Genomic DNA, 24,582 nt, shown 5'->3' with positions numbered 1-24,582 from the left:
CCCCGTCAAGCACACTGGCGGGCATGGACTCATCCGCCACCGGCCCCTCCGGCCCCTCCGTACTGGGGGACTTCCTGCGCACCCGCCGCGCCCGGCTCCAGCCGGAGGACGTCGGCCTGGTCTCCTACGGGTCCCGCCGCCGGGTCCCCGGGCTGCGGCGCGAGGAACTCGCCCAGCTCGCCGGCGTCAGCGTCGCCTACTACACCCGCCTCGAACAGGGCCAGAGCCACAACGCCTCGGAGGGCGTGCTCGACGCCCTGGCCCGGGCGCTCCGCCTGACCCCCGACGAGCGCGCCCACCTGCGCCAACTCGCCCGTCCGGAACCGGCCCGGCGCCGCCCGGCGGTCCGCCCCGCGACCGCCCGCCCCGGTGTGCGGCAGCTGCTCGCCGCCGTCGGGGCCGTGCCGGCCGTGGCCCTCGGACCGCGCTTCGAGGTCCTGGCATGGAACCGCCTCGGGCACGCCCTGATCGCCGGCCATCTCGACTTCGACAGCCCGTCCCGCCCGCTGGACCGGCCCAACACCCAGCGGCTGCTCTTCCTCGACCCGCACACCCGCGAGCTCTACCCGCGGCGCGAGGAGGAGACCCGGCGCGCGGTCGCCGCCCTGCGGGTGGCCGCGGGACAGCTCCCCGACGACCAGCAACTGGCCGGGCTGATCGGCGAGTTGTCGATGAAGAGCACCGAGTTCAGCGGCCTGTGGTCACGCCATGTGGTCGGCAACTGCACGTTCGGCACCAAGCACTTCCACCATCCTCTGGTGGGCGAACTGGCCCTGGACTTCGAGATGATGCAGACCCCGGACGGCTCCGGCCAGTCCGTCCTGATGTTCACCGCCCCCGACGGCTCCCCCTCCGAGGCCGCACTACGACTGCTCACCGCCGAACACGGCCCAGCCGCCCGGGCCCTCGAACCCGAGCGCCGATAGCCCCTCCCCCGCACCCCGTACGCCACCGGCACTCCCCCGGCCCGCCGTCCGGGCGGGCTACGCCGCGCCGTCGAGCCGTCGCCGCAGCAGCCGGGCCTGCCGTTCGGCGGTGCCGGGTGGGTTCCTGGGGTGCGCGGGGTCGTCGGCGGCGAGCAGGAAGAGCCAGACCAGGGCGAGCAGGATCCGGCAGTCCCGCAGACGGGCGGACTCGGCGGGGGTCAGCGGGAAGCGGCGCAGGAACGCGGCGGTGTCGAAGGGACGCGGCACCCGGGCGGAGACATGCTCGACGATCTCGGCGAGTTCGTAGGCGCGGTCGCTGCGGCCGGACTCCTCGAAGTCGACCACCCGGACGCGCCGGCCGTCCCAGAGGTAGTTGGCGGAGTTGCCGTCGCCGGCGCCGAACACGGCCGGGACGTCCGGCGGGACGCCGTGCGGAGCGTCCGGCGCGCCGAACCCGGAGCCGTCGAGCCAGTCCCTGCCGGCCTCCAGCGCCCGCCGGACGGCCGGGCCGAAGGGCCGGTCCGGCGGCCGCGCGTACCAGGCGCGGACCCGTTCGACGGTCTCCCGCTGGTGACCGTACCGGAGCGGCAGCCGGGCGAGGTCGGTGGGCGGGAGCGCGGCGTGGACGGTTCGGACGGCCTGCGCCCAGGCGGTCAACTGCCGCTCCCCCAGCGGGTTTCCGCGCAGGGGCGCACCGGGGAGGCGGGACATCACCAGGGCCGGCGGATCGGCGGGGACGGCGGGGTCGTGGGCGCTCAGGAGGACGGGGGCGACGCCCGGGGCGTGGGCGGCGAGGAGGGTCAGTGCACGGCGTTCGCGGGTGTAGGGGCCCAGGCCCTCGGCGGGGCGGAAGCGTTTGACGACCCGGTCGGGGTGGAGGGCGAGGTCGTGGGTGTGCCAGCGGGCCGTCCCGGCGGGCGGGTGGGGCGGTGTCCGGTCTGCGTTCACCGGACGGACGGTGGCACGGGCGGCCGGTGCCGGCAAGGTGGCAGGCGGTGAGTGGCGCCGCGGGGCGGGCGCGGCGCCGGGGCGGGCGTCGGTGGGGAGTGGCCGCCCGCCCGTGCTCAGGCCGGCGTGTCCTCGCTGCCGGGTTTCTCCGGGGTGGTCCGGTGGATGCGGCCGGTGGTGAGGGCTTCGGTGAGGGTGAGGTGGTTGTGGACGAGGGCGAGGCAGGTGGCGGTGTCCATGCGGAGGACGGTGTCGGGGTGGGGGGCGGGGCCGTCGGCGTAGCGGGGGGCGGAGGGGTCGTCCGGGTCGAGGACGAGGTGGAAGGCGCCCTCGTCCAGGGCGATGTCCACGACGCGGACCGGGTCGTCGGCGAAGTGGTGGGCGAGCCGGGTCAGCAGCGGGACCGCGAACCAGTGGGCGCGGACCGCGTCCGTGGGGCGCTGCGCGCCGAGGGCCGCGGCACCCCAGTCGGCGAGTGCGGTCAGGGCCGGGAGCAACGCGCGGCCGCGCGGGGTGAGTTCGTAGACGTAGGCGGCGCCGGGCGGGGGGAGGCGGCGGCGGGTGAGGAGGTCGTCGCGCTCCATGTCCTTCAGACGGGAGGCGAGCATGTCGGTGCTGACGCCCGGCAGATCGGCGTGGAGGTCGGTGTAACGCCGGGATCCGCCGAGGAGTTCCCGGACGATCAGCAGCGTCCAGCGGTCGCCGACGGCGTCCAGGGCCCGGGCGACGGCGCAGTACTGGTCATAACTTCGGCGCGGCATGACACCAGCATAGACATGTGATTGGATTTTCCAAGTCAGAAGTTGGGAAAACCAAGTACGGTGTCACGAGTGCTGCCGCGCCCCGCGGTGGGAGAGAGGACGAGGAGGCCGCCGCATGCAGTTCAAGCAGTCCAGCAAGATGGCCGATGTCTGCTACGAGATCCGTGGACCGGTGATCGAGCACGCGGACGCGCTGGAGGAGGCCGGCCACAGCGTGCTGCGGCTGAACACCGGCAATCCGGCGCTGTTCGGCTTCGAGTGCCCGGAGGAGATCCTCCAGGACGTGATGCGCAACCTCTCCCGGGCGCACGGCTACACCGAGTCCCGCGGCATCCTCTCCGCCCGCCGCGCGGTGGCCCAGCGCTATCAGGAGGCCGGGCTGCCGGACGTCGGCGTCGACGACGTCTATCTGGGCAACGGCGTCTCCGAGCTGGTCTCGATGGCGGTCCAGGCGCTGCTGGAGGACGGGGACGAGGTCCTCATCCCGGCGCCCGACTACCCGCTGTGGACGGCGGTCACCAGCCTGGCGGGCGGCACGCCGGTGCACTACCTCTGCGACGAGTCCGCCGACTGGTACCCGGACCTCGACGACCTCGCCTCGAAGATCACCGACCGGACCCGGGCGATGGTCATCATCAACCCCAACAACCCCACCGGCGCGGTCTATCCGCGCGAGGTGCTGGAGGGCATGCTCGACCTCGCCCGCCGCCACCAGCTCATGGTCTTCGCCGACGAGATCTACGACCGCATCCTCTACGACGACGCCGTCCACCACCACGCCGCGGTCCTCGCCCCGGACCTGGTGTGCCTGACCTTCAGCGGCCTGTCCAAGTCGTACCGGGTGGCCGGCTTCCGCTCCGGCTGGCTGGTGGTCTCCGGCCCCAAGCAGCACGCCGCGGACTACCTGGAGGGACTGGGCACCCTCGCCACGATGCGGCTGTGCCCCAACGCCCCGGCGCAGTACGCGATCCAGGCGGCGCTGGGCGGCCGGCAGACCATCACGGACCTGGTCCTCCCCGGCGGCCGGCTGCGCGAGCAGCGCGACCGCGCCTGGGAGCGGCTCAACGAGATCCCGGGCGTCTCCTGCGTCAAGCCCAAGGGCGCGCTGTACGCCTTCCCCCGCCTCGACCCGGCGGTCCACAAGATCCACGACGACGAGAAGTTCGTACTGGACCTGCTGCTGCGGGAGAAGATCCAGGTCGTCCAGGGCACCGGCTTCAACTGGCCGCGCCCGGACCACTTCCGGATCCTGACCCTCCCGCACGCCGACGACCTCGACGCGGCGATCGGCCGGATCGGGCGCTTCCTGGCCGGCTACCGGCAGTAGGGAAACCAGGCGCGCGACCCTGGACGGGGTGCACCGTCCCGGCCGGGGCCGCGCGACACCCGAACGGGCGTACCAGTTTCCCGGCGGCTTCACCCCGCCCCACCTGCCCCGTCACCCACTGCCGCCCCTCGGCGGCGGGAAGGCGCTCTTGAGGGGACCGTGCGCACCGGCTTAGGTGGGGGACGGCAATCCAGCCGCCATCCCGGAGGGGAGAGGGAAGCGATGCCCGTACGACCGTCGATATCGGAAGCGGAACTCGCCGCGCACCTGAGCGGTATCTGTTTCAAGACGGGCCCACCGCGCCGCACCGGCGTCGAGATCGAGCTTCTGGTCCACGACGCGCGCAACCCCCGATGTCCGGTCGACCCCGACCGGATGCACCGTGCGGCGGCCGCCCTACGAGCCCTGCCGCTCACCTCCGCCCTCACCTTCGAACCCGGCGGCCAGCTGGAGCTCAGCTCGCTGCCCGCCACCTCTCTGACCGCCTGCGTCGAGGCGGTCTCCGCCGATCTGGCCCGGGTCCGGCCCGTCCTGCGGGAGCTGGACCTCGTCCTCGCGGGCCACGGCCACGACCCCTGGCAGCCGCCCCGCCGGGTGCTGACCGCGCCGCGCTACGACGCCATGGAGGCGTACTTCGACCGCCGCGGCCCGGCCGGCCGGTCCATGATGTGCCGCACCGCCTCCGTCCAGGTGTGCCTGGACGCCGGCTACGAGGAGCCGGGGCCGCTGGGGCTGGGCCGGCGGTGGCTGCTGGCGCATCTGCTGGGCGCCGTGCTGGCCGCCGCGTTCGCCAACTCCCCGCTCGCCGAGGGGCGTCCGACCGGCTACCGCACCACCCGCCAGGCCATCTGGGCGCGGCTCGACCCGGGCCGCACGCTCGCCCCGCCCCAGGACGTGGAGCCGCGCACCGCGTGGGCCCGCTACGCCCTGGACGCCCCGGTGATGTGCGTCCGGCGCCCGGACGGCCCGTGGGACGCGCCGGAGGGTCTCACCTTCCGCGAGTGGGCGCGCAGCGGTGTGCCCCGGCCGGTGACGCTGGAGGACCTCGACTACCACGTCACCACGCTCTTCCCGCCGGTGCGGCCGCGCGGCCATCTGGAGCTGCGGATGATCGACGCGCAGCCCGGCCCGGACGGGTGGATCGTGCCGCTGGCCGTCACGGCCGCCCTGTTCGACGATCCGGCGGCCGCCGAGTTCGCCTACCGCACCGTCAAACCCCTTGCGGAAACTGCTGGTTGGCAGCCGCCGCCGGAGAACCCGCTGTGGCGCACCGCGGCCCGGGCCGGGCTCACCGACCCCGAGCTGCACGCCGCCGCGGTCGCCTGCTTCGACGCCGCGCAGGAGGCGCTGCCGCGGCTGGGCGCCGCCCCGGAGATCCGGGCCGCGGTCGCGGAGTACGTCGAGCGCTATGTGGCGCGCGGCAGATGCCCGGCCGACGACCAGCTCGACGCGCTGCCCGCGGCCGAGGCCGCCGGCGGCCCGGACCCGGCCGACGGCGCCGGTACCGCGGCCGAGGGCCGCCTCCTGCGTGGGAAGGACAGCGCGTGACGATCGACCCCGAGCCGTTCCGGGAGCGGGCCGCCGCGGCGCTGCTCGCCGCCCGCGACCGCACCCGCCTGCTGACCGGGTGTGTGGCGGAGCCCGACCTGGTGGCCCAGCACTCCCCGCTGATGTCCCCGCTGGTGTGGGATCTGGCGCACATCGGCAACCAGGAGGAGCAGTGGCTGCTGCGCACCGTCGGCGGCCGTGACGCGCTGCGCCCCGACATCGACTCCGTCTACGACGCCTTCGAGCACCCGCGGGCCGCGCGCCCGTCGCTGCCACTGCTGTCCCCGGCCGAGGCCCACGGCTATGTCGCGGAGGTGCGCGGCCGGGTGCTGGACGTCCTGGAGCGCGCCGAGCTGCACGGCGGCCCGCTGCTGTCGGCCGGTTTCGCCTTCGGGATGATCGCGCAGCACGAACAGCAGCACGACGAGACGATGCTGATCACCCATCAGCTGCGGAAGGGGCCGCCGGTCCTCTCCGCGCCCGAGCCGCCGCCCGCGCCCGCCGGCCCGCTGCCGCCGGAGGTCCTCATACCCGGTGGGCCGTTCCGGATGGGGACGTCCACCGAGCCCTGGGCGCTGGACAACGAACGCCCCGTGCACCGGCGGCTGGTGCCGCCCTTCTTCCTCGACACCACCCCCGTGAGCAACGGCGCCTACCAGCGCTTCATCGAGGACGGCGGCTACGACGAACCGCGCTGGTGGGCCCCGGAGGGCTGGGCGCAGGTGCGCGAACACCGGCTGCGGGCCCCGCTGTTCTGGCGCCGCGAGGGCCGGCAGTGGCTGCGCCGCCGGTTCGGGGTGACCGAGCCGGTGCCGCCGGACGAGCCGGTGCTGCACGTGAGTTGGTACGAGGCGGACGCCTATGCCCGGTGGGCCGGGCGGCGGCTGCCCACGGAGGCCGAGTGGGAGAAGGCCGCCCGCCACGACCCGGCGTCCGGGCGGGACCGGCGCTATCCCTGGGGCGACGCGGACCCGTCGCCGGACCGCGCCAACCTCGGCCAGCGGCACCTGCGGCCGGCGCCGGTCGGCAGCTACCCCGACGGCGCCTCACCGCTCGGCGTCCGGCAGCTGATCGGCGACGTCTGGGAGTGGACGGCCAGCGACTTCCTGCCGTACCCGGGCTTCGCCGCGTTCCCCTACCGGGAGTACTCCGAGGTGTTCTTCGGCAGTGCGTACAAGGTGCTGCGCGGCGGCTCGTTCGCCGTCGACGCGGTCGCCTGCCGTGGCACCTTCCGCAACTGGGACCTCCCGGTGCGGCGGCAGATCTTCTCCGGTTTCCGCACCGCCCGGGACGCCGGACCGTCGGCCGGGGACGGTTCCTGATGTGCCGTCATCTTGCTTACCTGGGGCCGGAGACACCGTTCGGACAGGTGGTCCTGGCGCCGCCGTACGGGCTGTACCGGCAGTCCTGGGCGCCGCGCCACCAGCGGCACGGCACGGTCAACGCGGACGGCTTCGGCGTCGGCTGGTACGCGCCCGGCGACCCGGTGCCGGCGCGCTACCGCCGGGCCGGGCCGATCTGGGCCGACGAGCAACTGCCCGACCTGGCCCGGGTGGTCCGCACCGGGGCGCTGCTGGCCGCCGTCCGGGACGCCACGGTGGCCGGTGCGGACGCCGAGGCGGCCGCCGCGCCGTTCGCCACCGGGCGGTACCTCTTCAGCCACAACGGCGCGGTCGCCGGCTGGCCGGACACCCTGGCGGAGGTGGCCGCCGGGCTGCCCGCGGCGGAGCTGCTGCGACTGGCGGCCCGCAACGACACCGCGTTGCTGTGGGCCCTGGTGCACCACCGGCTGGCCGCCGGCGACGACCCGGGCCGGGCGCTGGCCGCCACGGTCGAGGAGGTCGCCGCGGCGGCGCCCGGCTCGCGGCTCAACCTGCTGCTGACGGACGGCACCACGATCGCCGCCACCACCTGGGGCGACACCCTCTTCCACCTGACCCTCCCCGCCGGCGGCGTGGTCGTCGCCTCCGAGCCCTACGACGCATCCCCCCACTGGACCGAGGTCCCCGAGAGCACGCTGCTGTGCGCCACTCGCACCGAGGTCCGACTCACCCCGCTCAAGGAGCCCGCAACGTGAGCCCGCTCAGCATCACCCGCACCCTCCCCGCCGACGCCACCGCGGCCGCGCTGCGCGCCGACGTCGTGGCGGGCCTGTCCCGTACGCCCAAGCAGCTGCCGCCGAAGTGGTTCTACGACGCCCGCGGCAGCGAGCTGTTCGACGAGATCACCACCCTGCCCGAGTACTACCCGACCCGTGCGGAGCGCGAGATCCTGCGTGCCACCGCGGACCGGATAGCCGCCGCCACCGGCGCCCGGACCCTGATCGAGCTGGGGTCCGGCTCGTCCGACAAGACCCGCCACCTGCTGCGGGCCCTCACCGGACTGCACACCTATCTGCCGGTCGACGTCAGCGAGTCCGCGCTGCGGGCGGCCGGCGAGAGGCTGCTGGCCGAGCATCCGGACCTGACCGTGCACGCCCTGGTCGCCGACTTCCAGCCGGGCCTGACGCTGCCGGCCACGCCCGGTCCGCGGCTGCTGGCGTTCCTCGGCGGCACCATCGGCAACCTCCTCCCGGACGAGCGGGCCGCGTTCCTGCGCTCCGTGCACGACCTGCTCGCGCCCGGGGACGCCCTGCTGCTCGGCACCGACCTGGTCAAGGACGAGGACACCCTGGTCGCCGCCTACGACGACGCCCGCGGGGTGACCGCCGCGTTCAACAAGAACGTCCTGGAGGTCATCAACCGCGAGCTGGGCGGCGACTTCGACCCGGCGCAGTTCGACCACGTCGCGCGGTGGAACGCCGCACAGGAGTGGATCGAGATGCGGCTGCGGGCCCGCACCGGACTGACCGTCAAGATCCCCGACGTGGACCTCGTGGTGCCGTTCGCGGCCGGCGAGGAGCTGCGCACCGAGGTCTCCGCGAAGTTCCGGGAGGAGGGGGTGCGCGGCGAACTCGCCGCCGCCGGGCTGAAGCTGACCGAGTGGTGGACCGACGGCGCCGGCCGGTTCGCGCTGTCGCTGGCGGTGCGGATCTGACGGATCCCGTCCGCCGGGTGCCCTGCCCCCCGCCGATGTGGTTCGATGCCCCGATCGCACATCCGTACGGGCTCGTCGGAGGGGCAGGGCATGGGCACGGGCACGGGCACGGCGCTGGATCGGCGGAGTTTCCTCAGGGGCGCGGCGGGGCTGTCGGCCGCCGGCGTACTGGCGGGCATCGGCGGCGGGACCGCGGCGGCCGCGGCCCCGGCGGCGGTCTCGACGCGGGACTGGATGTCCGCGCTCGGCGACGCCACGCCCGTACAGCGGCTGACCATCCCCGGCACCCACGACTCCGGCGCCCGGATCGGCGGGCCGTGGGTGGCGTGCCAGAACACCTCGGTCGCCGAGCAGCTGGCGTCCGGCATCCGGTTCCTGGACGTCCGCTGCCGGGCCGTCGACGGCGTCTTCGCGATCCACCACGGCGCGTTCTACCAGGAGCTGATGTTCGGCGACGTGCTGAACGCCTGCCGGGACTTCCTGCGGGCGCACCCGTCCGAGACGGTGCTGATGCGGGTCAAGCAGGAGTACTCGGAGGTGCCGGCCGAGGAGTTCCGCCGGATCTTCGGCAGCTATCTGGACGCCAAGGGCTACCGGCCGCTGTTCCGGCTGGACCCGGGGCTGCCGCGGCTGGGCGAGGCCCGCGGCCGGGTGGTACTGCTGGCGGACGCGGACGGGCTGGGCGGGGTGCGCTACGCCGACCCTGCGCTGTTCGACGTCCAGGACGACTACATGGCCGAGCCGATCGGGAAGTACCCCAAGGTCGAGGCACAGTTCCGCAAGGCGGCCGGGCAGCCCGGCAAGCTCTTCGTCAACTACGTCTCGACCGCCGCGCTGCTGCCGCCGCGGTCCAACGCCGACCGGCTCAACCCGCGGGTCAAGGCCCTGCTGGCGGGGGCGGAGGGCAGCGCCTGGCGGGGGCTGGGCATCGTCCCGATGGACTTCCCCGACGAGTTCGGGATGGCCGGGACCCTGATCCGGCACAACCTGGCAGGGTTCGGTGTCACTCCGCCGGCTCAGGCGCACACGTGATCGGCCGTCGAACCGAACCACTAGCCGCCACCGTGCATCAGACTGGTTGAAATGTCTGGTTCCGGCGCTGCCCCGCCCGTACGACGACGGGCGGTGCGGCGGCGCCGGCTGAAGCGGCAAGGCGGCACCTGGTGGAGACGAGCGAACGCGAGCCCGGGACGGCGGCGCAGGACGGGCCGCGGGCGGCCGGGCCGGCGGCCGAACGGCGGGAGTCCGGCGGGCCGGTGCGCACCGGCCGGGCCCGCGCGGGGGTGCCGCTGCGGGTGACCGCGACGCTCGGGCTGGTGACGGTCGTCGTGGGCGGGGCGGCGCTGGCGCTGAAGTCGGTGCGTCAGGACCCGTACGTGGCGCCCGGGGACCCGGTCGCCGGGACGTATCTCGCCTCGCGGGCGGCCGGCGACCGGGCCGCCGCCGCGGTGCTGGCCGGCCCGTACCGCGAGGAGCCGGGGGCGCCGCCGGCCGTGACCACGCGGATGGCCGGCGGCGCCCCGGCCCCGCTGCCGGTCTCCCGGCCGCTGGTGGCCGGCCCGGCGGCCCCGGCGCCGGCGGTCGGGGCGCTGTTCTCCCCCGGTGACGACGGCGAGACCGGCCACTACTGCACGGCGAGCGTGGTGCACTCCCCCGCCGGGAACCTCGTCGCCACCGCCGCGCACTGCGTCCACGACGGCGGCTTCCGCACCCGGCTGGTGTTCGCGCCCGGCCTGCACGACGGGATCGCGCCGTACGGGCTGTGGGTGCCGACCCGGATCGACGTGGACCCGCGGTGGATCGGCGACCGGGACCCGGACCACGACGTGGCGTTCCTCCGGGTGCGCCGACACGGCGGGACGGACCAGCGCATCGAGGACGTCACGGGCGCCGAGCAGATCCGGTTCGACGCCCCGCCCGGCCGGCCGGCGCAGCTGACCGGCTACCCGGCCGACAGCGACACCCCCGTCACCTGCCGGCACACCGCCGAGGCCGAGGGGGCGGGACAGCTGCGCTTCCCGTGCGCCGGTTTCCCGACCGGGACCAGCGGCGGCCCGATGCTCACCGACATCGATCCGGCGACCGGTACCGGCACGCTGATCGGGGTGATCGGCGGTCAGGACGAGGGCGGTGACGACAACACCTCGTACAGCAGCCGCTTCGGGGCGGATGTGGCGGCGCTGTACCGGCGGGCCGTCCGGGGCGGGCCGGCGGCCCGCAGGTAGCGAACCGGTCAGGCGCCGCCGCGCGGGACGACCGTGCGCAGGACGGACGGCAGCGGGTACCAGTCGGCGGTGGCGAAACTGGCGTGGGCGGCGGCGAGTTTCCCGACCCGGGCCAGGGCCTCCGCCTCGGTGGGGTGGGTGGGGTCCAGGGCCGGCGGGACCTTGTGGGCGTCGGTCATGACGAGCAGGTAGTGCCGGGTGTCGTACCAGGAGGTGTCGATGGTGCCGTCGAGGTACGTGGCCGCGTCGCCGTCGAAGACCACGAACCAGGGGCGCAGGGCCGGGTCGGCGTAGCGGTCGCGGGGGTCGCCGGGCGCGGCGCCGTGGACGGCGGGGAAGGCGGTCGCCCGGCGCAACTCCCCCTGTGCGGCGAGGTCCTTGAGGTGGCCGGCGTACTCCACGTCCGTCCAGAGCCTGTCGAGCGGGTTGTGCTCCTCGACGGTGCCCGGTATCAGCTCGAAGAGGAACTTGCCGGCCAGGGCGGTGCGCGGGGGCCAGCCGCCGGCCCGGACCGCCTCGTCGAGGGTGGCGTGGCCGGCCGCGAGGTCGCCGGGCCCGTAGACCGCGTCGCCGAGCTTCTGGCGTATAAGGGCGTCGAATTCGGCCGGTCCTCGGCCCCCCTTGGCATTGAAGCCGTCCTTCATCTCGATCTTGACGAGGATCGGGCGGTGGCCGGGGTGGGCGTCGTGCCAGGCACGCATGTCGGCGAGGCAGCCGGCGAGGTCCTGGTTGCGGTCCTTGGTGCGCAGTTCGGCGGCGGTGGTGGCGCCGACGCAGTTGTTGTTGTTGCCGAGCGGGTTGCTGTGCGAGACCCGCCAGCTGCCGCCGAGGCCGTTGGTCCAGACGTCCACCTCGACGAGTGCGGTACCGGAGTCCAACGCGTCGGCGAAGTAGGGGTACTTGGCCTTGTCGTAGGAGTTGTGGACCCCGACCGCCGTGCTGGTGTCGTAGGTGCCGCCGGCGGCCGTCGCGGAGGCCGCCGGCGTGCCGGTCTCCGCTCCCGCCGGGCCGGTCGCCGCGATCATCGCCGCCGCCGCGACGGCGACCGTCCCCGCACACCGCTTCCTGTTCATGGGCCCCGCTTCCCCTGGTGTCCTGCTGGTCGGTCAGCAGCGTACGGGAGTTGGCGGTCGGCGGGCGGAACGGGAGCGGGCACGATACGGTCAGCGACGCGAACGATCAACGAAAGGGTGTGCGGATGCGGAACCGGGGGAGCGGCGAGGCCGCCTCGAAGGGACTGTCGTGGGCGGCGGCGGTGCTGACCGGAACGGTCGCCCTCTACATCACGCTGGTGGCCTTCGGCAACATCACCGACTTCGGCACCAACCAGCAGTACGTCCAGCACGTGCTGGCGATGGACACCACCTTCCACGACCCCGACCTGATGTGGCGGGCCATCACCTCGCCGACGCTGCAGAACGCCGCGTATGTGGCGGTGATCGGGTGGGAGTCGGCGTCGGCGCTGCTGCTGCTCGCGGCCACCGCGCTGTGGGCGCTGCGGGGCCGGGCCGGCGGTGCCGGGCGGGCGCGGGGGCTGGCCACCGCGGGACTGCTGATGATGATGGTGCTGTTCGGCGCCGGCTTCTGGGCCATCGGCGGCGAGTGGTTCTCCATGTGGCAGTCGAAGCAGTGGAACGGTGTGGAGGCGGCGGTGCGGAACTTCCTGATGACCGGTGTGGTGCTGCTGGTGGTGCAGCTGTCGGGAACGGTGGGGCGGCGCCCCGGGCCGGTGCGCGCGGCGGACACCGCCGACGTGGACGACACGGACGACCCGGCCGGCGCCTAGGCACCGGCGAGCGGCGGCGGGTGCGGACCTCGCGCCCCCGCCGCCGCGGTTCCGTGGGGTGTCAGCCCGCCGCGTAGACGTCCTCGATATAGCGTCCGGCGGCGGTCAGTTCGCGCAGCCACGCCTCCGACTCCTGCTCACTGGCGCCGGTGGCGGCCCGGTGGACGGCGCGGAAGGCGTCCCGCACGCCGGGCGCCATCCGGCTGCCGTCGCCGCAGACGTAGACCCGGGCCCCGGCCTGCAGCAGCTCCCACACCTCGGCGGCCTCCGCCTCGATCCGGTGCTGGACGAAGCGGTGGCCGTTCTCGGGGCGGGCGCTGAAGACGGGGTGGACGGTGAGCGCGCCGGCCCGTTCGGCGGCGGCGAACTCCGCGGCGTGCAGGAAGTCGCCGTCGGGGTCGTCGCAGCCGAAGTAGAGCCGGGCCGGGGTGGTCCGGCCGGCCGCGACGCGGTCGGCGACGGCACCGCGGAACGGCGCGAGACCGGTGCCGGCGGCGACCATGATGACCGGGGTGTCGTCGGCCGGGTCGAGGCGGAACGCCTCCCGGCACGGCTGGACCCGGGCCAGCAGGGTGTCGCCGGGGCGCAGGGTGTGCAGATGGGTCGAGCCGGTGCCGCCGGGCAGCAGCGAGACCATCAGGTCGGCGTGCCGGGGGTCGGCGGCCGGCGACGAGGACAGCGAGTAGTGGCGGGTGCGCAGCGGCGGCAGCAGCTCCAGGACCACCGGCCAGGGCAGTGCGCCGCGCAGCGCGGGGTGCGTCTCGATCAGCTCGACGAGGGTGCGCGGGTCGTCCTCGGGGAGGTTCTCCAGGGCGTGCCGCTCGGGCGGGCAGGGGTTGTGGGCGGCCAGCAGAGCGAGCTGCGCACGCGTCGGGCGAGCACCCAATTCCAGGTGGTGTGTAAGGAGTTGACGTATCGTCAGGGGTCGGTCGACGGGGAGGGTGTCGCGGGCCGGGCGGCCGGTGGGCGGGCGCAGCGCGAGTACGGTGTCCAGGTCGGCGCCGAGCGCCCGGGCGGTGCGGGCGACCGCCTCCGGGGTGTTGGCCGGCAGTACGGCGAGGTGGTCGGCGGTGCGGTAGGAGACCCCGTCCGGCAGCGCCAGGCGCAGGAAGCGCTTGGGGCGCGGCCAGCCCTCGGCGGTCAGGTCGTGGGCCTCGGTGACGGTCATCGGGACGAGGCCGTGCCGGGCGGCGAGCGCGTCGAGCGGGCCGCCGGTGAGGGCGGTGACGGTGTAGCCGGTGTCGTCGGTCCCGGCGGCGTCGGAGCCCGGGGCGCCGACGGTGGCCGGGTCGCCGTAGCGGACCAGCAGCTCGGTGCGCAGGGCGGCGCCGAACTCCTTGACGGTGGTGGTGAGATCGCCGGAGGCGTCGGCCTCGGCGCGGGGCAGCAGCCGCTCCCCGCCGAGCGCGGCCAGCCGGTCGTCGAGGAGGGTGGGGACCTGCTGGTAGGTGGCGGCCCAGTTGCGGTCGCCGACGCCCAGCACGGCGTAGCGGACCCCGGCCGCGGCGCCCTCGGGCGCGGTGCCGAGCCAGGCGGTGAACGCGGTGGCGTCGTCGGTCGGCTGGCCGTTGTAGGAGGCGGCGACGATCACGACGGGGCGGTCGGCGGGCAGGCCGCCTGCGTGCGCGTCCAGCGGCGCGACCTCCGTGGCGAAGCCCAGTGCGGTGGCCTCGTCGGCGAGCCGCTCGGCGAACTCCCGGCAGGTGCCGTAGTTGGTGCCGTGCAGCAGGAGCAGCCCGGTGTCCTGCGGGACCCGGGTGGGCAGGCCGTCGACGGGGGCGGCGCCGGTGGCGTCGTCCGCCGCGGCGCCGGGCAGCACGGCCAGTGCGGCGCGCACCGCGGCCCGGTCGGCGGGGGTGCGCGGGGCGAGGGTGAGGGTGAAGCCCTCGGGCTTGAGGGTGAGGGTCTCCTTGACGCGGAGCCGGTAGCCGGTGTGGTCGATCAGCCGGTAGCGGTGGACCAGCAGCGCCAGCAGCATGGTGGCCTCGTGCAGCGCGAACTGCCGGCCGATGCAGGCGCGTTCGCCGGTGCCGAAGGGCTTGTAGGCGTGCGGGGAGCGGGCCGCCTCGGCCTGCGGGGTGAAGCGGAACGGGTCGAACGCCTCGGGGTTGTCGCCCCAGACCGGGTCGCGGTGGAGCATCGGGGTGAGGACGGTGACCTGTTCGCCGGCGGCGACCGGGTAGCGGCCGCCGATCACCGTGTCGGTGCGGGCCTGGCGGGTGAAGGCGGCGGCGGTCGGCCACAGCCGCAGCGTCTCGTTGAGGACCTGACGGGTGAACGGCAGCCGGCCGATGTCCTCGAAGGAGGGGTCCGGGTCGGGGTCGTCGCCCCACAGCTCGTCCGCCTCGCGCTGCGCCAGCCGCAGCGCGACCGGGTCCTTGAGGAGGTGGTAGAGGGCGAAGGAGAGCGCACCGGAGGTGGTCTCGTGGCCGGCGATGAGGAAGGTGATGACCTGGTTGCGGATGTTGGCGAGGTCCAGGACCGGCCCCTGGTGGGCGGCGTTGCCCTCCGCGGCGGTGAGCATCAGGCCCAGCAGGTCGTCGTCGCGCCGCTCGCCGCCGGCCGTGCGGGCCGCGATCACCTCGTCGACGACCGACGCGAGGTGGTCGGCGTCCGCGCGGAACGCCGCGTCGGCGGCCGAGTGGTCGGTGCCGGGCTGCCGGGAGAACTTCGTCATGCTCCATTCCAGGCAGCGCACCATCGACTCGACGAAGGGGTGCGGGGTGTCCCGGGAGAACGACTCGAAGTCGAAGCCGAAGCCGGCCAGTCCGATGGTGTCCAGCGTCATCCGGGTCATGTCGTCGGCGACCTCGACGGGGCGGCCCTCGGCCATCCGCCGGTCCCAGGAGGCCAGCACCCGGCGGGCGACCTTCAGCATCGCCGGGTGGTAGGTACGCATCGAGCCCAGCGCGAAGGCCGGCATCAGCAGTTCGTGGGCCCTGGCCCAGTTGGGCTCGTCGTTGTAGGCGGTGAACAGACCGTCACCGGCGAACTCCCGTACGTCCTCCAGGACCACCGAGACGCCCTTGGCGAAGCGGGTCTCGTCAGCGACCTCGGTGACCAGGTCGAGGGAGGAGAGGAACAGCGTCTCGCGCGCGCCGAACTTGCGCTTGAATGCCGGGCCGTGGATCCGGGCGAGGTCCATGGCCTGCTGGATGGGGGCGTGGCTGATCCCGGTCGCCGTGAGGTCGGCGACCGGGACGCCCGCGTCGGCGGTCCGGTCGCCCGTCTGGGGCGCGATGGTGTCGGTCATGCCTCCAGCGTGACCGGCCCGGCGCCCACTCCCGGCCAGAGAAACTGCATGATTGTGCAGTGGATTGTCGCCGCGCATACTTGCGCGCGGGTCGCGGATGAGGCAGGGACGGCCGGCAGCACGGGAGAAAGGGCGGAAAGCGGGCGATGGGCGGCGCGGCGTGCGGCGGGGCACCGGGGGACGGCCGGGGCGCGGACCGGGAACCTCCGCCGTCGCCCGGCCCGCCCGCGGCCGACCCCTACCGCGACTACTTCGTGATGCTGCTGGACCGGATCCCCACCCCGATCGCGGTGTGCCGGGCCGACGGCGAGGTGCTGATCGCCAATCCGGCGATGGCGGCGCAGTGGGGCGCGGTCCCCGGGCAGCTGCGCGGCCGCAATCTGCTGGACCGCTTCCGGCCCCGCGACCGGGCACAGGTCGCCCGGGTCATGGAGGCGCTGCGGCTGGGCCGCCGGTCCCGCTATCCGGTCGAGGTGCGCTGGCGGACCGGGCCCGGCGAACCGGAGCGGCAGGGCGAGCTGACGATCGATCCGGTCGGCGACCCGTCCGCGGAGCCGCCGGCGCTGCTGGCCCTGCTGCGGGTGCACGAGCCCGCCCCGCCGCCGCCCGCGCCGCAAGCCGCCACCAGCCCCGTGGAGGCCCGCATCCTGGCACTGGCGGCCGGCGGGGCGACCACCGCCGCGATCGGCGGCACGCTGGGCCTGACCGTCGACGGCGTGAACTACCACCTCACCCGGCTGGCCCGGCGCTGGCGCGTCCAGGGCCGCACCGCGCTGGTGGCCAGGGCCTATGTGCTGGGGGTGCTCGACCCGGCCCACTGGCCGCCGGCGCCCGCGGTGCCCGGGGACGGCGGCGCGCACGCCCCCGGCTAACCTCGCTGCTGTGGAGGACAACACAGCCGCGCCGTTCGAGCGCGGAACGGACGGCCCGAAGGTCATCGTCGTCGGCGTCGACGGCTCCGACTCGTCCTGGCGCGCCGCGGCGTACGCGGCCGGCCTGGCCCGGCGGCAGGGCTCGAAGCTGGTGCTGGTCTACGTCCAGCCGGTGCTGGCGACCGGGGCCGCGCTGGGCGCACCGGTCATGGCGGCCACCGGCGAGGTCGCCGAGGAGCTGATGGCCGAGATCCGCGAGGCCACCGAGCGGGTGGACGGGATATTCCACCTGCGGTGGGAGTTCCACACCCTGCGCGGGGACCCGTACAACGGCATGGTGCAGATGGCCGACGAACTCAAGGCGGACGCGGTGGTCGTCGGCGCCTCCGAGTCGGCCGGGCACCGGATCATGGGCTCGGTCGCGGTCCGCCTGGTGAAGGCCGGCCGGTGGCCGGTCACGGTGGTGCCGTAGACGCCGCTCGGCCCCGTCCGGCTCCGCTGGTGGGCCGGGCCGGGCTGAGGCACGGTGGAGGGTGGACGGGCGGAGCGCCGCCCCGGCGAGGGAGACCACCGTGACCGACCGCACCTATCGCGTCACCGAGATCGTGGGGACGTCCCAGCAGAGCATGGACGCCGCGATCGAGAACGGCATCAAGCGCGCCTCCGAAACCCTGCGCAATCTCGACTGGTTCGAGATCACGCAGGTCCGCGGCCATATCGTCGAGGGCCGGATCGACCACTACCAGGTCGGTCTGAAGGTCGGTTTCCGACTGGAGGACGCGGGCTGAAGCCCCCGGGGCCGAATGGGCCCCCGCCGCCGCGTCGCCTTCGTACGGCGCCGCCGGCAGTCCATGATGATCCGCCGTCGGACCACGACGGACACGTACCGAGCGTACGGAGGGATCACCCATGGCACGCCTGCTGCGCGCGGGAGAGGGCGTATGGCGCCGCAAACCCATCGAGCACATCGAGGAGCCGGAGGGCACCGCGGGCCAGCAGCTCACCCGTGAGCTGGGGCTGTGGCAGCTGACCGCGATCGGCGTGGGCGGGATCATCGGCGCCGGCATCTTCACGCTGGCCGGCACCGTCGCGCACGAGAAGGCCGGCCCCGCGGTGCTGATCTCCTTCCTCGTCGCGGGCGTGGCCAGCGCCGCGGCGGCCTTCTCGTACGCCGAGTTCGCCGGGCTGATCCCGAAGGCCGGCTCGGCCTACACCTACGGCTACGCGGTGCTGGGCGAACTCGCCGGCTGGTTCATCGGCTGGGACCTGCTGCTGGAGTACACCGCGATCGTGGCGGTGGTCGCGATCGGCATCTCCGGCTACTTCGCCTTCCTGCTCGGCGAGTCGGGCGCCGAGCTGCCGCGGTGGATGCTGGGCGCGCCGGGCACCGGACCCGGGCACCGGGTGGACCTCTTCGCGGCGGTGCTGTGCCTGCTGATCGCGTATCTGCTGACGCTGGGCATCAAGAACGCCGCGCGGTTCGAGACGTTCGTGGTCGGGCTGAAGGTGCTGGTGGTCCTGGTCGTCGTCGCGGTCGGCTTCCTGCACGTCGACACCGCCAACTACCGGCCGTTCTTCCCGTTCGGGGTGAGCGGCGCGTTCACCGGCGCGGCCACCGTCTTCTTCGCGGTCTTCGGCTACGACGCGATGAGCACCGCCGCCGAGGAGTCCCGGGACGCCCAGCGCCACATGCCCCGGGCCATCATGTACTCGCTGGCCGTCTCGATGGTGCTGTACGTGCTGGCCTGCCTGGTGCTGACGGGCATGCAGAACTACCGCCACATCGACCCGGAGAGCGGTTTCTCCAGCGCGTTCAAGTCGGTCGGGCTGGACGCGCTGGCGGACGTGATCGCGGTCGGCGCGATCATCGGCATCCTGACCGTGATGTTCACCTTCATGCTGGGGGTGACCCGGGTGTGGTTCTCGATGAGCCGTGACGGGCTGCTGCCCAGGTGGTTCGCGAAGACCAGCGCCACCCACCACGTGCCGGTGCGGGTCACCTGGATCGTCGGGGTGGCGTCCGCGCTGATCGCGGGCTTCCTGCCGATCGGCGAGGCCGCCGAACTGACCAACATCGGCATCCTGTTGGCGTTCGTGGTGGTGTGCATCTCGGTGATCGTGCTCCGCTACAAGCGTCCCGAACTGCCCCGCACCTTCCGCACGCCGGGCATGCCGGTGGTCCCGGCGATCGGGGTGTGCTTCTCGCTGTGGCTGATCACGTTCCTGGAGTGGCAGACCTGGGTGCGCTTCGTGGTGTGGTTCCTGGTGGGCCTGGTCATCTACTTCTCGTACTCCTACCGGAAGTCGGCGCTGGCGACGACGAAGACGGAGGGGACGGCGGCAGAGCGGGGGTGACGCGGGCGCAACGGGAGGGCAGGGGCGGCGCGTTGGCGCATCAGTGCCCCTTGACGCGCCGTTGCGCGGGCCGAAGAATGAGCCCGCCCTGACAACGTTGTCGGCCCTTCCGGAGGTCTGCCCATGCCCTGGACCCGACGCAGCCGGCCGCGGACCGCGGGCGCGGCGGTGGCGGCCGTGCTCCTCGGGAGCGTGCTCACCGCCCCGGCCGCCCACGCCGCACCCGACGCGGGGGCCGAACCGCCCGGCGGCCGCCTCACCGACCTCGTCAACCCCTTCATCGGCAGCCGGAACGAGGGCAACACCTACCCCGGGGCGGCGGTGCCGTTCGGCATGGTGCAGCTCTCCCCCGACACCGGACACACCACCGGCTACGACTACGACGACCACCACATCCGCGGCTTCAGCGCGGTGCACGTCTCCGGCGTCGGCTGCGGGCTCGGCGGCGACCTGCCGGTGCTGCCGACCACCGGCGACATCGGCGCGACCGACTACGCGAAATACGCCGCCGGGTACACCCATGACGGCGAGTCGGCCCGGCCCGGCGCCTACCGAGTCCGGCTGACCTCGTACGGCGGGATCACCGCCGAGCTGACCGCGACCGCCCGCACCGGCCGGCAGCGCTACACCTTCCCGTCCACCGACAAGGCCAATGTGCTGCTCGACGCCGGCCAGTCGCTGCACCGGACGGTCTCCACCCGCGTCGAGGTGCTGGACTCCCGCACCGTGCGCACCACGATCACCGGCCGCGGCTTCTGCCGGGACACCCGCCCGTACACGCTGTACACCCTGACCCGCTTCGACCGGCCGTTCACCGCGTACGGGACCTGGCGCGGGGACACCGTGACGCCCGGATCGCGGGACTCCACCGCGTCCGGCCGGCACGGCGCCTACGTCCGGTTCGACACCCGCCGGGACCGCGTCGTGACGGCCACCACCGCGCTGAGCTACGTGGACGCGGCCGGCGCGGCCCGCAACCTCGCGGCGGAGGGCGGGAGTTCCTTCGAGCGGGCCCGGGCGGCGGCGGACGCGGCCTGGGAGCAGCGGCTGCGCGTGGTGCGCGTCCGGGGCGGGGACCGGACGCTGCGCCGGACCTTCTACTCCTCGCTCTACCGGTCGTTCCTCGCCCCGAACGTCAGCACCGACGTGGACGGCCGCTACACCGGCTGGGATCAGCGGCCGCACCGGGCGCGGGGGTTCACCTACTACCAGAACTGGTCGCTGTGGGACACCTACCGCACCCAGACCCAGCTGCTGTCGCTGCTCGCGCCGCGGGAGGCGCGCGACATGGCGCTGTCGGTGCTGCGCATCGACAAGGAGGGCGGCTGGCTGCCCAAGTGGGGCGCCGGCACCGTCGAGACCAACATCATGACCGGCGATCCGGTGACCCCGTTCCTCACCAACGCCCACCGGCAGGGGCTGCTGACGGGCCATGAGGAGGAGGCGTACGCGGCGCTGAAGAAGAACGCTGACGGGGTGCCGCCGGCCGCCTCCGCCGCCGTCGGCCGGGAGGCCAACCCCGCGTACATCGCGCACGGTTATGTGCCGTACCTCAAGGGCCGCCCGCACACCAAGCCCGGGGACTCCGACTTCGACCACGGGGCGTCGGCGACGCTGGAGTACGCCCTGTCGGACGCCATGCTGGCGCAGCTGGCGCACGACCTGGGGCACCGTGCGGACGCCCAGCGGTACGCCGCGCGGGCGCTCAGCTACCGCACGCTGTTCGACCGTTCCACCGGATTCTTCCGGGCCCGGGACGCCTCGGGAGCCTTCACCGGCCCCGCCGACCCGGCCCGGAGCGAGGGCTTCCACGAGGGCACGGCCTGGCAGTACCAGTGGCTGGTGCCGCAGGACCTGCCGGGGATGATGGCGCTGATCGGCGGCCGGGAACGGGCCACGGACCGGCTGGACTCCTTCTTCGCCTACCGGAAGTTGCTCGCGGACCCGGCGCGGACCGCCCGCGAGGTGTGGGTGAACGGGCCGTACGACTACGACAACGCCGACAAGTACAACCCGCAGAACGAGCCCGACCTGATCGCCCCGTACACCTATCTTTCGACCGGTGAGCCCTGGAAGACCACGGACGTGGTGCACGCCGCGCTGACCCTCTTCACCGACGGGCCGGACGGGATGACCGGCAACGACGACCTGGGCACCATGTCGGCGTGGATGGTGCTCTCCTCGATCGGCGTCTTCCCCGTCCAGCCGGGCACCGACACCTGGGGCCTGAGCACTCCGGTCTTCGACCGGGTGGAACTGGCCCTGGACCGGCGGTACTTCCCCGCGGGCCGCTTCACCATCGAGGCCCCGGGCACCTCGTCCGCCCGCCGCTACATCCGGTCGGTACGGCTGGACGGCGTGCCCCGGGACCGGACCTATCTGACCACCGCCGAGCTGCGCGCCGGCCGTGAACTGGCCTTCTCGGTGGGGCCGGAGCCGTCCCGCTGGGGCACCGGCGAGCGGGCGGCCCCGCCGCCGGTGGGGACGCCGGGGGCGCTCGCCGCGGCCGCGCGGCCTCAGCCCTGGGCTGACGTCCAGAACTCGTCGAACGACATCAGGCCGTCGTCGTCGGAGTCCTTGGCCTTGATGACCGCTTCGGCCATCGGGCCGGTGACCAGGTGATCGCCCATCTCGGCCATCGCGTGCTTGAACTCGTCCGGCGTGACCAGGCCGTCGCCGTCCGCGTCGAACTTCGCGAACGTGGCCCTGGCCTGCTCTATGTCTGCCACGGGTGGTGCCCCTTCGTCGTGCCGCGGCCCGTCGTGCGCCGGCTCCGCGGGGTGTGCTGACTGACCCGCGTACATTAGCGGACCGTCAAGAACGTTCCCGGTGTGCCCTCCTACGGGCGAGATAGCCGGCGGTGCGGCTGCCGGGGGCGGCGGCGACCTCGGCGGGGGTGCCCGCGGCGACGATCCGGCCGCCCTCCGCGCCGCCGCCGGGGCCGAGGTCGATGACGTGGTCGGCGCCGGCCACCACGCCCATGTCGTGTTCGACGACCACGACGGTGTGGCCCGCGTCGACCAGGCCGTGCAGTTGCCGCAGCAGCACCTCGGTGTCGGCGGGGTGCAGGCCGGTGGTGGGTTCGTCGAGGAGGTAGAGGGTGTGGCCGCGGCGGGTGCGCTGGAGTTCGGTGGCGAGTTTGATGCGCTGGGCCTCGCCGCCGGAGAGTTCGGTGGCGGGCTGGCCGAGCCGCAGATAGCCGAGCCCGACGTCCTGGAGGGTGCGCAGGCTGCGGGCGGCGGCGGGGACGTCGGCGAGGAACTCCGCGGCGTCGTCGACGGTCAGGCCCAGGACGTCGGCGATGGTGCGGTCGCGGTGGGTGATCTGGAGGGTCTCGGGGTTGTAGCGGGCGCCGTGGCAGTCGGCGCAGGGGGCGTAGGTGCCGGGCAGGAAGAGGAGTTCGACGGCGGTGAAGCCCTCGCCCTGGCAGGTCTCGCAGCGGCCGGCGGGGACGTTGAAGGAGAACCGGCCGGCGGTGTAGCCGCGGGCGCGGGCCTCGTCGGTGGCGGCGAAGACCTTGCGGACGGCGTCGAACAGGCCGGTGTACGTGGCGAGGTTGGAGCGCGGGGTGCGGCCGATGGGCTTCTGGTCGACGCGGACCAGCCGGTCGACGGCGTCCAGGCCGGTGGCGGCGGTGAGCCGGGCGCGGGGTGCGGGCTCGGTGGCCTGGTCGACGTCGGCGGCGGAGGCGCCCGGGCCGGTGTCGGCGTCCGGGCGGGGGCCGGTGGCGCCCAGGTGCTCCTGGACGGTCTCGGCGAGGACCCGGGTGACCAGGGTCGATTTACCGGATCCGGAGACGCCGGTGACGGCGGTGAAGACGCCGAGCGGGAAGGTGGCGTCCAGGTCGCGGAGGTTGTGCAGGGTGACGCCGTGCAGGGCCAGGGTGCCGGTCGGGGTGCGCGGGGTGCGGGCGGGCGGGGGTTCGGTGGCGAAGAGGAAGGGGCGGGTGGCGGAGTGTTCGGCGTCGGCGAGGGCGGCGACCGGGCCGCTGTGCAGGACCCGGCCGCCGTGCTCGCCGGCGCGCGGGCCGATGTCCACGATCCAGTCGGCGTGGCGGACCACGTCCATGTCGTGCTCGACGACGAAGAGGGTGTTGCCGGCCTCCTTGAGGCGGCGCAGCACGGTGAGCAGGGCCTCGGTGTCGGCGGGGTGCAGGCCGGCGGAGGGCTCGTCGAGGACGTAGACCACGCCGAAGAGGCCGGAGCGCAGCTGGGTGGCGAGGCGGAGGCGCTGGAGTTCGCCGGCGGAGAGGGTGGGGGCGGGGCGGTCCATGCCGAGGTAGCCCAGGCCGAGTTCGGTGAGGATCTCGATCCGGGCGACCAGGTCGCGGGCGAGCGCGGGGGCGGGTTCGTCGCCGGGGCGGGCGGCGGTGGGGCGGAGGAGTTCGGCGAGGGTGGCCAGCGGCAGGCCCGCGAGGGTGGCGATGTCGTGGCCCTCGAAGGTGACCGCCAGCGCCTCGGGGCGCAGCCGGCGGCCGCCGCACGCGGGGCAGGGCTCGGCGGTCATGAACTCCCGGACGCGCTTGCGCAGCGGCTCGCTCTTGGAGTCGGCGAAGGTGTGCAGGACATAGCGGCGGGCGCTCATGTACTGGCCCTTGTACGGGCGTTGGATGCGGCCGGCCTCGCGGACCGGGTGGACGGTGACGACCGGCTGCTCGTCGGTGAACAGGATCCACTCGCGGTCGGCGGGCGGCAGCTCGCGCCAGGGGCGGTCGATGTCGTGGCCGAGGGTGGCGAGGATGTCGCGGAGGTTCTTGCCCTGCCAGGCGCCGGGCCAGGCGGCGACGGCACCGTCGCGGATGGAGCGCGAGGGGTCGGGGACGAGGGAGTCCTCGGTGACGCGGTGGACGGTGCCCAGTCCGTGGCACTCGGGGCAGGCGCCGGCGGCGGTGTTGGGTGAGAAGGCGTCGGAGTCGAGGCGTCCGGTGCTGCCGGGAGGGTAGTCGCCGGCGCGGGAGAAGAGCATCCGCAGGGTGTTGGAGAGGGTGGTGACGGTGCCGACCGAGGAGCGGGAGGTGGGCGCGGAGCGCCGCTGCTCCAGTGCGACGGCCGGCGGCAGTCCGCTGATCTCCTCGACCTTGGGCGCGCCGACCTGGTGGATCAGCCGCCGGGCGTAGGGGGCGACCGACTCGAAGTAGCGGCGCTGCGCCTCGGCGTACAGGGTGCCGAAGGCGAGCGAGGACTTCCCCGATCCGGACACCCCGGTGAACGCGACCAGCGCGTCCCTCGGGATGTCCACATCGATACCGCGGAGATTGTGCTCACGGGCGCCGCGCACCCGGACGTACGAGTCGACCATGTCTCCATGATCGGACACCGCCCGCCATGATCGGGCACCGCCCGCCGTGGTCGGACACCGCTCTCCGTGATCCGATACTGCCCGCCGTGGCCCGGCACCGCTCGCCGTGATCCGACACGTCCTCCCTGCTCGGACGCCGCTCGCCGTGGTCCGACACCGTGCGCCGTGGCCCGGCACCGGGCTCCGTGTCCGCGGCACCCGTGCGGGGTGGGGCGGCGTGCCCGCGGCCCCCCGTGCGCGGGGCGGG

19 protein-coding genes and 1 pseudogene are annotated in these 24,582 nt (G+C 74.2%); 14 read left to right on the top strand and 6 right to left on the bottom strand.

The window, feature by feature from the left end; genetic code table 11:
• Positions 1-23: 23 nt before the first annotated feature.
• Entirely contained in the window at positions 24-926 is a 903-nt protein-coding gene (locus B073_RS0136205) for a helix-turn-helix transcriptional regulator (RefSeq protein WP_018542948.1), read from the top strand.
• A gap of 57 nt (positions 927-983) precedes the next feature.
• Here the strand turns inward: B073_RS0136205 and B073_RS43400 are convergent, their stop codons facing one another.
• Positions 984-1,874 (bottom strand): aminoglycoside phosphotransferase family protein, encoded by an 891-nt coding sequence (locus tag B073_RS43400; RefSeq protein WP_018542947.1) that lies wholly within the window; start codon positions 1,872-1,874, stop codon positions 984-986.
• A 116-nt stretch (positions 1,875-1,990) separates the two neighbouring features.
• Complete coding sequence (locus B073_RS0136195; RefSeq protein WP_018542946.1) at positions 1,991-2,635, bottom strand: winged helix-turn-helix transcriptional regulator; 645 nt, start codon at positions 2,633-2,635, stop codon at positions 1,991-1,993.
• 115 nt (positions 2,636-2,750) lie between these two features.
• On the opposite strand from B073_RS0136195, the gene B073_RS0136190 reads away from it, so the two are divergent.
• The 7 genes from B073_RS0136190 (at position 2,751) to B073_RS0136160 (ending at position 10,771) form a co-directional block, all read left to right on the top strand.
• Positions 2,751-3,962 carry a pyridoxal phosphate-dependent aminotransferase gene (locus B073_RS0136190; RefSeq protein WP_018542945.1) on the top strand — a complete coding sequence of 404 codons (1,212 nt, stop codon included), beginning with the start codon at positions 2,751-2,753 and terminating at the stop codon, positions 3,960-3,962.
• A 222-nt stretch (positions 3,963-4,184) separates the two neighbouring features.
• The gene (egtA, locus tag B073_RS0136185; protein WP_018542944.1) at positions 4,185-5,510 is read left to right on the top strand and encodes an ergothioneine biosynthesis glutamate--cysteine ligase EgtA; all 1,326 of its coding nucleotides are present in this window, start codon (positions 4,185-4,187) and stop codon (positions 5,508-5,510) included.
• Positions 5,507-6,832 (top strand): ergothioneine biosynthesis protein EgtB, encoded by a 1,326-nt coding sequence (gene egtB / locus B073_RS0136180; RefSeq protein WP_018542943.1) that lies wholly within the window; start codon positions 5,507-5,509, stop codon positions 6,830-6,832. The genes egtA and egtB overlap by 4 nt, the downstream gene beginning before the upstream one ends.
• Positions 6,832-7,587 (top strand): ergothioneine biosynthesis protein EgtC, encoded by a 756-nt coding sequence (gene egtC, locus B073_RS0136175; protein ID WP_026248049.1) that lies wholly within the window; start codon positions 6,832-6,834, stop codon positions 7,585-7,587. The genes egtB and egtC overlap by 1 nt, the downstream gene beginning before the upstream one ends.
• Positions 7,584-8,546, top strand: a complete 963-nt coding sequence (egtD, locus tag B073_RS0136170) for an L-histidine N(alpha)-methyltransferase (protein WP_018542941.1) — start codon at positions 7,584-7,586, stop codon at positions 8,544-8,546. Before egtC ends, egtD begins: the two co-directional genes overlap by 4 nt.
• A 90-nt stretch (positions 8,547-8,636) precedes the next feature.
• Complete coding sequence (locus tag B073_RS0136165; protein ID WP_018542940.1) at positions 8,637-9,578, top strand: phosphatidylinositol-specific phospholipase C; 942 nt, start codon at positions 8,637-8,639, stop codon at positions 9,576-9,578.
• 131 nt (positions 9,579-9,709) lie between these two features.
• Complete coding sequence (locus B073_RS0136160) at positions 9,710-10,771, top strand: trypsin-like serine peptidase (RefSeq protein ID WP_018542939.1); 1,062 nt, start codon at positions 9,710-9,712, stop codon at positions 10,769-10,771.
• Between the two features lie 8 nt (positions 10,772-10,779).
• Here B073_RS0136160 and B073_RS0136155 read toward each other — a convergent pair whose 3' ends face one another.
• Positions 10,780-11,844 carry a phosphatidylinositol-specific phospholipase C domain-containing protein gene (locus tag B073_RS0136155; RefSeq protein ID WP_018542938.1) on the bottom strand — a complete coding sequence of 355 codons (1,065 nt, stop codon included), beginning with the start codon at positions 11,842-11,844 and terminating at the stop codon, positions 10,780-10,782.
• A gap of 125 nt (positions 11,845-11,969) precedes the next feature.
• Here B073_RS0136155 and B073_RS0136150 point away from each other — a divergent pair, with 125 nt between their 5' ends.
• Positions 11,970-12,557, top strand: coding sequence for a DUF2165 domain-containing protein (locus B073_RS0136150; protein WP_018542937.1), 588 nt, complete (start codon positions 11,970-11,972; stop codon positions 12,555-12,557).
• Positions 12,558-12,618: 61 nt separating this feature from the next.
• Here B073_RS0136150 and B073_RS0136145 read toward each other — a convergent pair whose 3' ends face one another.
• Positions 12,619-15,810 carry a cytochrome P450 gene (locus B073_RS0136145; RefSeq protein ID WP_018542936.1) on the bottom strand — a complete coding sequence of 1,064 codons (3,192 nt, stop codon included), beginning with the start codon at positions 15,808-15,810 and terminating at the stop codon, positions 12,619-12,621.
• Positions 15,811-15,956: 146 nt separating this feature from the next.
• Between B073_RS0136145 and B073_RS42350 the strand changes: the two genes are divergently transcribed.
• The 5 genes from B073_RS42350 (at position 15,957) to B073_RS0136120 (ending at position 21,659) form a co-directional block, all read left to right on the top strand.
• Positions 15,957-16,682 (top strand): PAS domain-containing protein, encoded by a 726-nt coding sequence (locus B073_RS42350; protein WP_018542935.1) that lies wholly within the window; start codon positions 15,957-15,959, stop codon positions 16,680-16,682.
• Between the two features lie 10 nt (positions 16,683-16,692).
• Complete coding sequence (locus tag B073_RS0136135; RefSeq protein WP_018542934.1) at positions 16,693-17,154, top strand: universal stress protein; 462 nt, start codon at positions 16,693-16,695, stop codon at positions 17,152-17,154.
• Positions 17,155-17,254: 100 nt separating this feature from the next.
• Positions 17,255-17,470 (top strand): dodecin, encoded by a 216-nt coding sequence (locus B073_RS0136130; protein ID WP_018542933.1) that lies wholly within the window; start codon positions 17,255-17,257, stop codon positions 17,468-17,470.
• A gap of 121 nt (positions 17,471-17,591) precedes the next feature.
• A complete protein-coding gene (locus B073_RS0136125; RefSeq protein ID WP_018542932.1) occupies positions 17,592-19,037 on the top strand; it encodes an amino acid permease in 1,446 nt (481 codons plus the stop codon).
• Between the two features lie 123 nt (positions 19,038-19,160).
• Entirely contained in the window at positions 19,161-21,659 is a 2,499-nt protein-coding gene (locus B073_RS0136120) for a GH92 family glycosyl hydrolase (RefSeq protein ID WP_018542931.1), read from the top strand.
• Here the strand turns inward: B073_RS0136120 and B073_RS0136115 are convergent.
• Both B073_RS0136115 and B073_RS0136110 read right to left on the bottom strand, forming a co-directional pair.
• Positions 21,566-21,766: pseudogene (locus B073_RS0136115) on the bottom strand (EF-hand domain-containing protein); the annotation flags it as partial. The gene B073_RS0136120 and the pseudogene B073_RS0136115 overlap by 94 nt on opposite strands.
• An 85-nt stretch (positions 21,767-21,851) precedes the next feature.
• Positions 21,852-24,335: an excinuclease ABC subunit UvrA gene (locus B073_RS0136110; RefSeq protein WP_018542930.1), complete on the bottom strand. Its 2,484-nt coding sequence runs from the start codon at positions 24,333-24,335 to the stop codon at positions 21,852-21,854.
• Positions 24,336-24,582 lie beyond the last annotated feature (247 nt).

The organism is Streptomyces sp. MspMP-M5, from assembly GCF_000373585.1.
Taxonomy (GTDB): domain Bacteria; phylum Actinomycetota; class Actinomycetes; order Streptomycetales; family Streptomycetaceae; genus Streptomyces.
Note: the sequence above shows the minus strand (reverse complement) of the source record. Positions and strands in the feature narration are given on the sequence as shown.

Excerpts from the sequence above, each read along its gene's own strand:
- B073_RS0136145 (WP_018542936.1), bottom strand. The coding sequence starts at position 15,810 with ATGACCGACACCATCGCGCCCCAGACGGGCGACCGGACCGCCGACGCG.
- B073_RS0136120 (WP_018542931.1), top strand. The coding sequence starts at position 19,161 with ATGCCCTGGACCCGACGCAGCCGGCCGCGGACCGCGGGCGCGGCGGTG.
- B073_RS42350 (WP_018542935.1), top strand. The coding sequence starts at position 15,957 with ATGGGCGGCGCGGCGTGCGGCGGGGCACCGGGGGACGGCCGGGGCGCG.
- B073_RS0136155 (WP_018542938.1), bottom strand. The coding sequence starts at position 11,844 with ATGAACAGGAAGCGGTGTGCGGGGACGGTCGCCGTCGCGGCGGCGGCG.
- B073_RS0136125 (WP_018542932.1), top strand. The coding sequence starts at position 17,592 with ATGGCACGCCTGCTGCGCGCGGGAGAGGGCGTATGGCGCCGCAAACCC.
- egtC (WP_026248049.1), top strand. The coding sequence starts at position 6,832 with ATGTGCCGTCATCTTGCTTACCTGGGGCCGGAGACACCGTTCGGACAG.
- B073_RS0136195 (WP_018542946.1), bottom strand. The coding sequence starts at position 2,635 with ATGCCGCGCCGAAGTTATGACCAGTACTGCGCCGTCGCCCGGGCCCTG.
- B073_RS0136190 (WP_018542945.1), top strand. The coding sequence starts at position 2,751 with ATGCAGTTCAAGCAGTCCAGCAAGATGGCCGATGTCTGCTACGAGATC.
- B073_RS0136110 (WP_018542930.1), bottom strand. The coding sequence starts at position 24,335 with ATGGTCGACTCGTACGTCCGGGTGCGCGGCGCCCGTGAGCACAATCTC.
- egtA (WP_018542944.1), top strand. The coding sequence starts at position 4,185 with ATGCCCGTACGACCGTCGATATCGGAAGCGGAACTCGCCGCGCACCTG.
- B073_RS0136150 (WP_018542937.1), top strand. The coding sequence starts at position 11,970 with ATGCGGAACCGGGGGAGCGGCGAGGCCGCCTCGAAGGGACTGTCGTGG.
- B073_RS0136165 (WP_018542940.1), top strand. The coding sequence starts at position 8,637 with ATGGGCACGGGCACGGGCACGGCGCTGGATCGGCGGAGTTTCCTCAGG.
- B073_RS0136205 (WP_018542948.1), top strand. The coding sequence starts at position 24 with ATGGACTCATCCGCCACCGGCCCCTCCGGCCCCTCCGTACTGGGGGAC.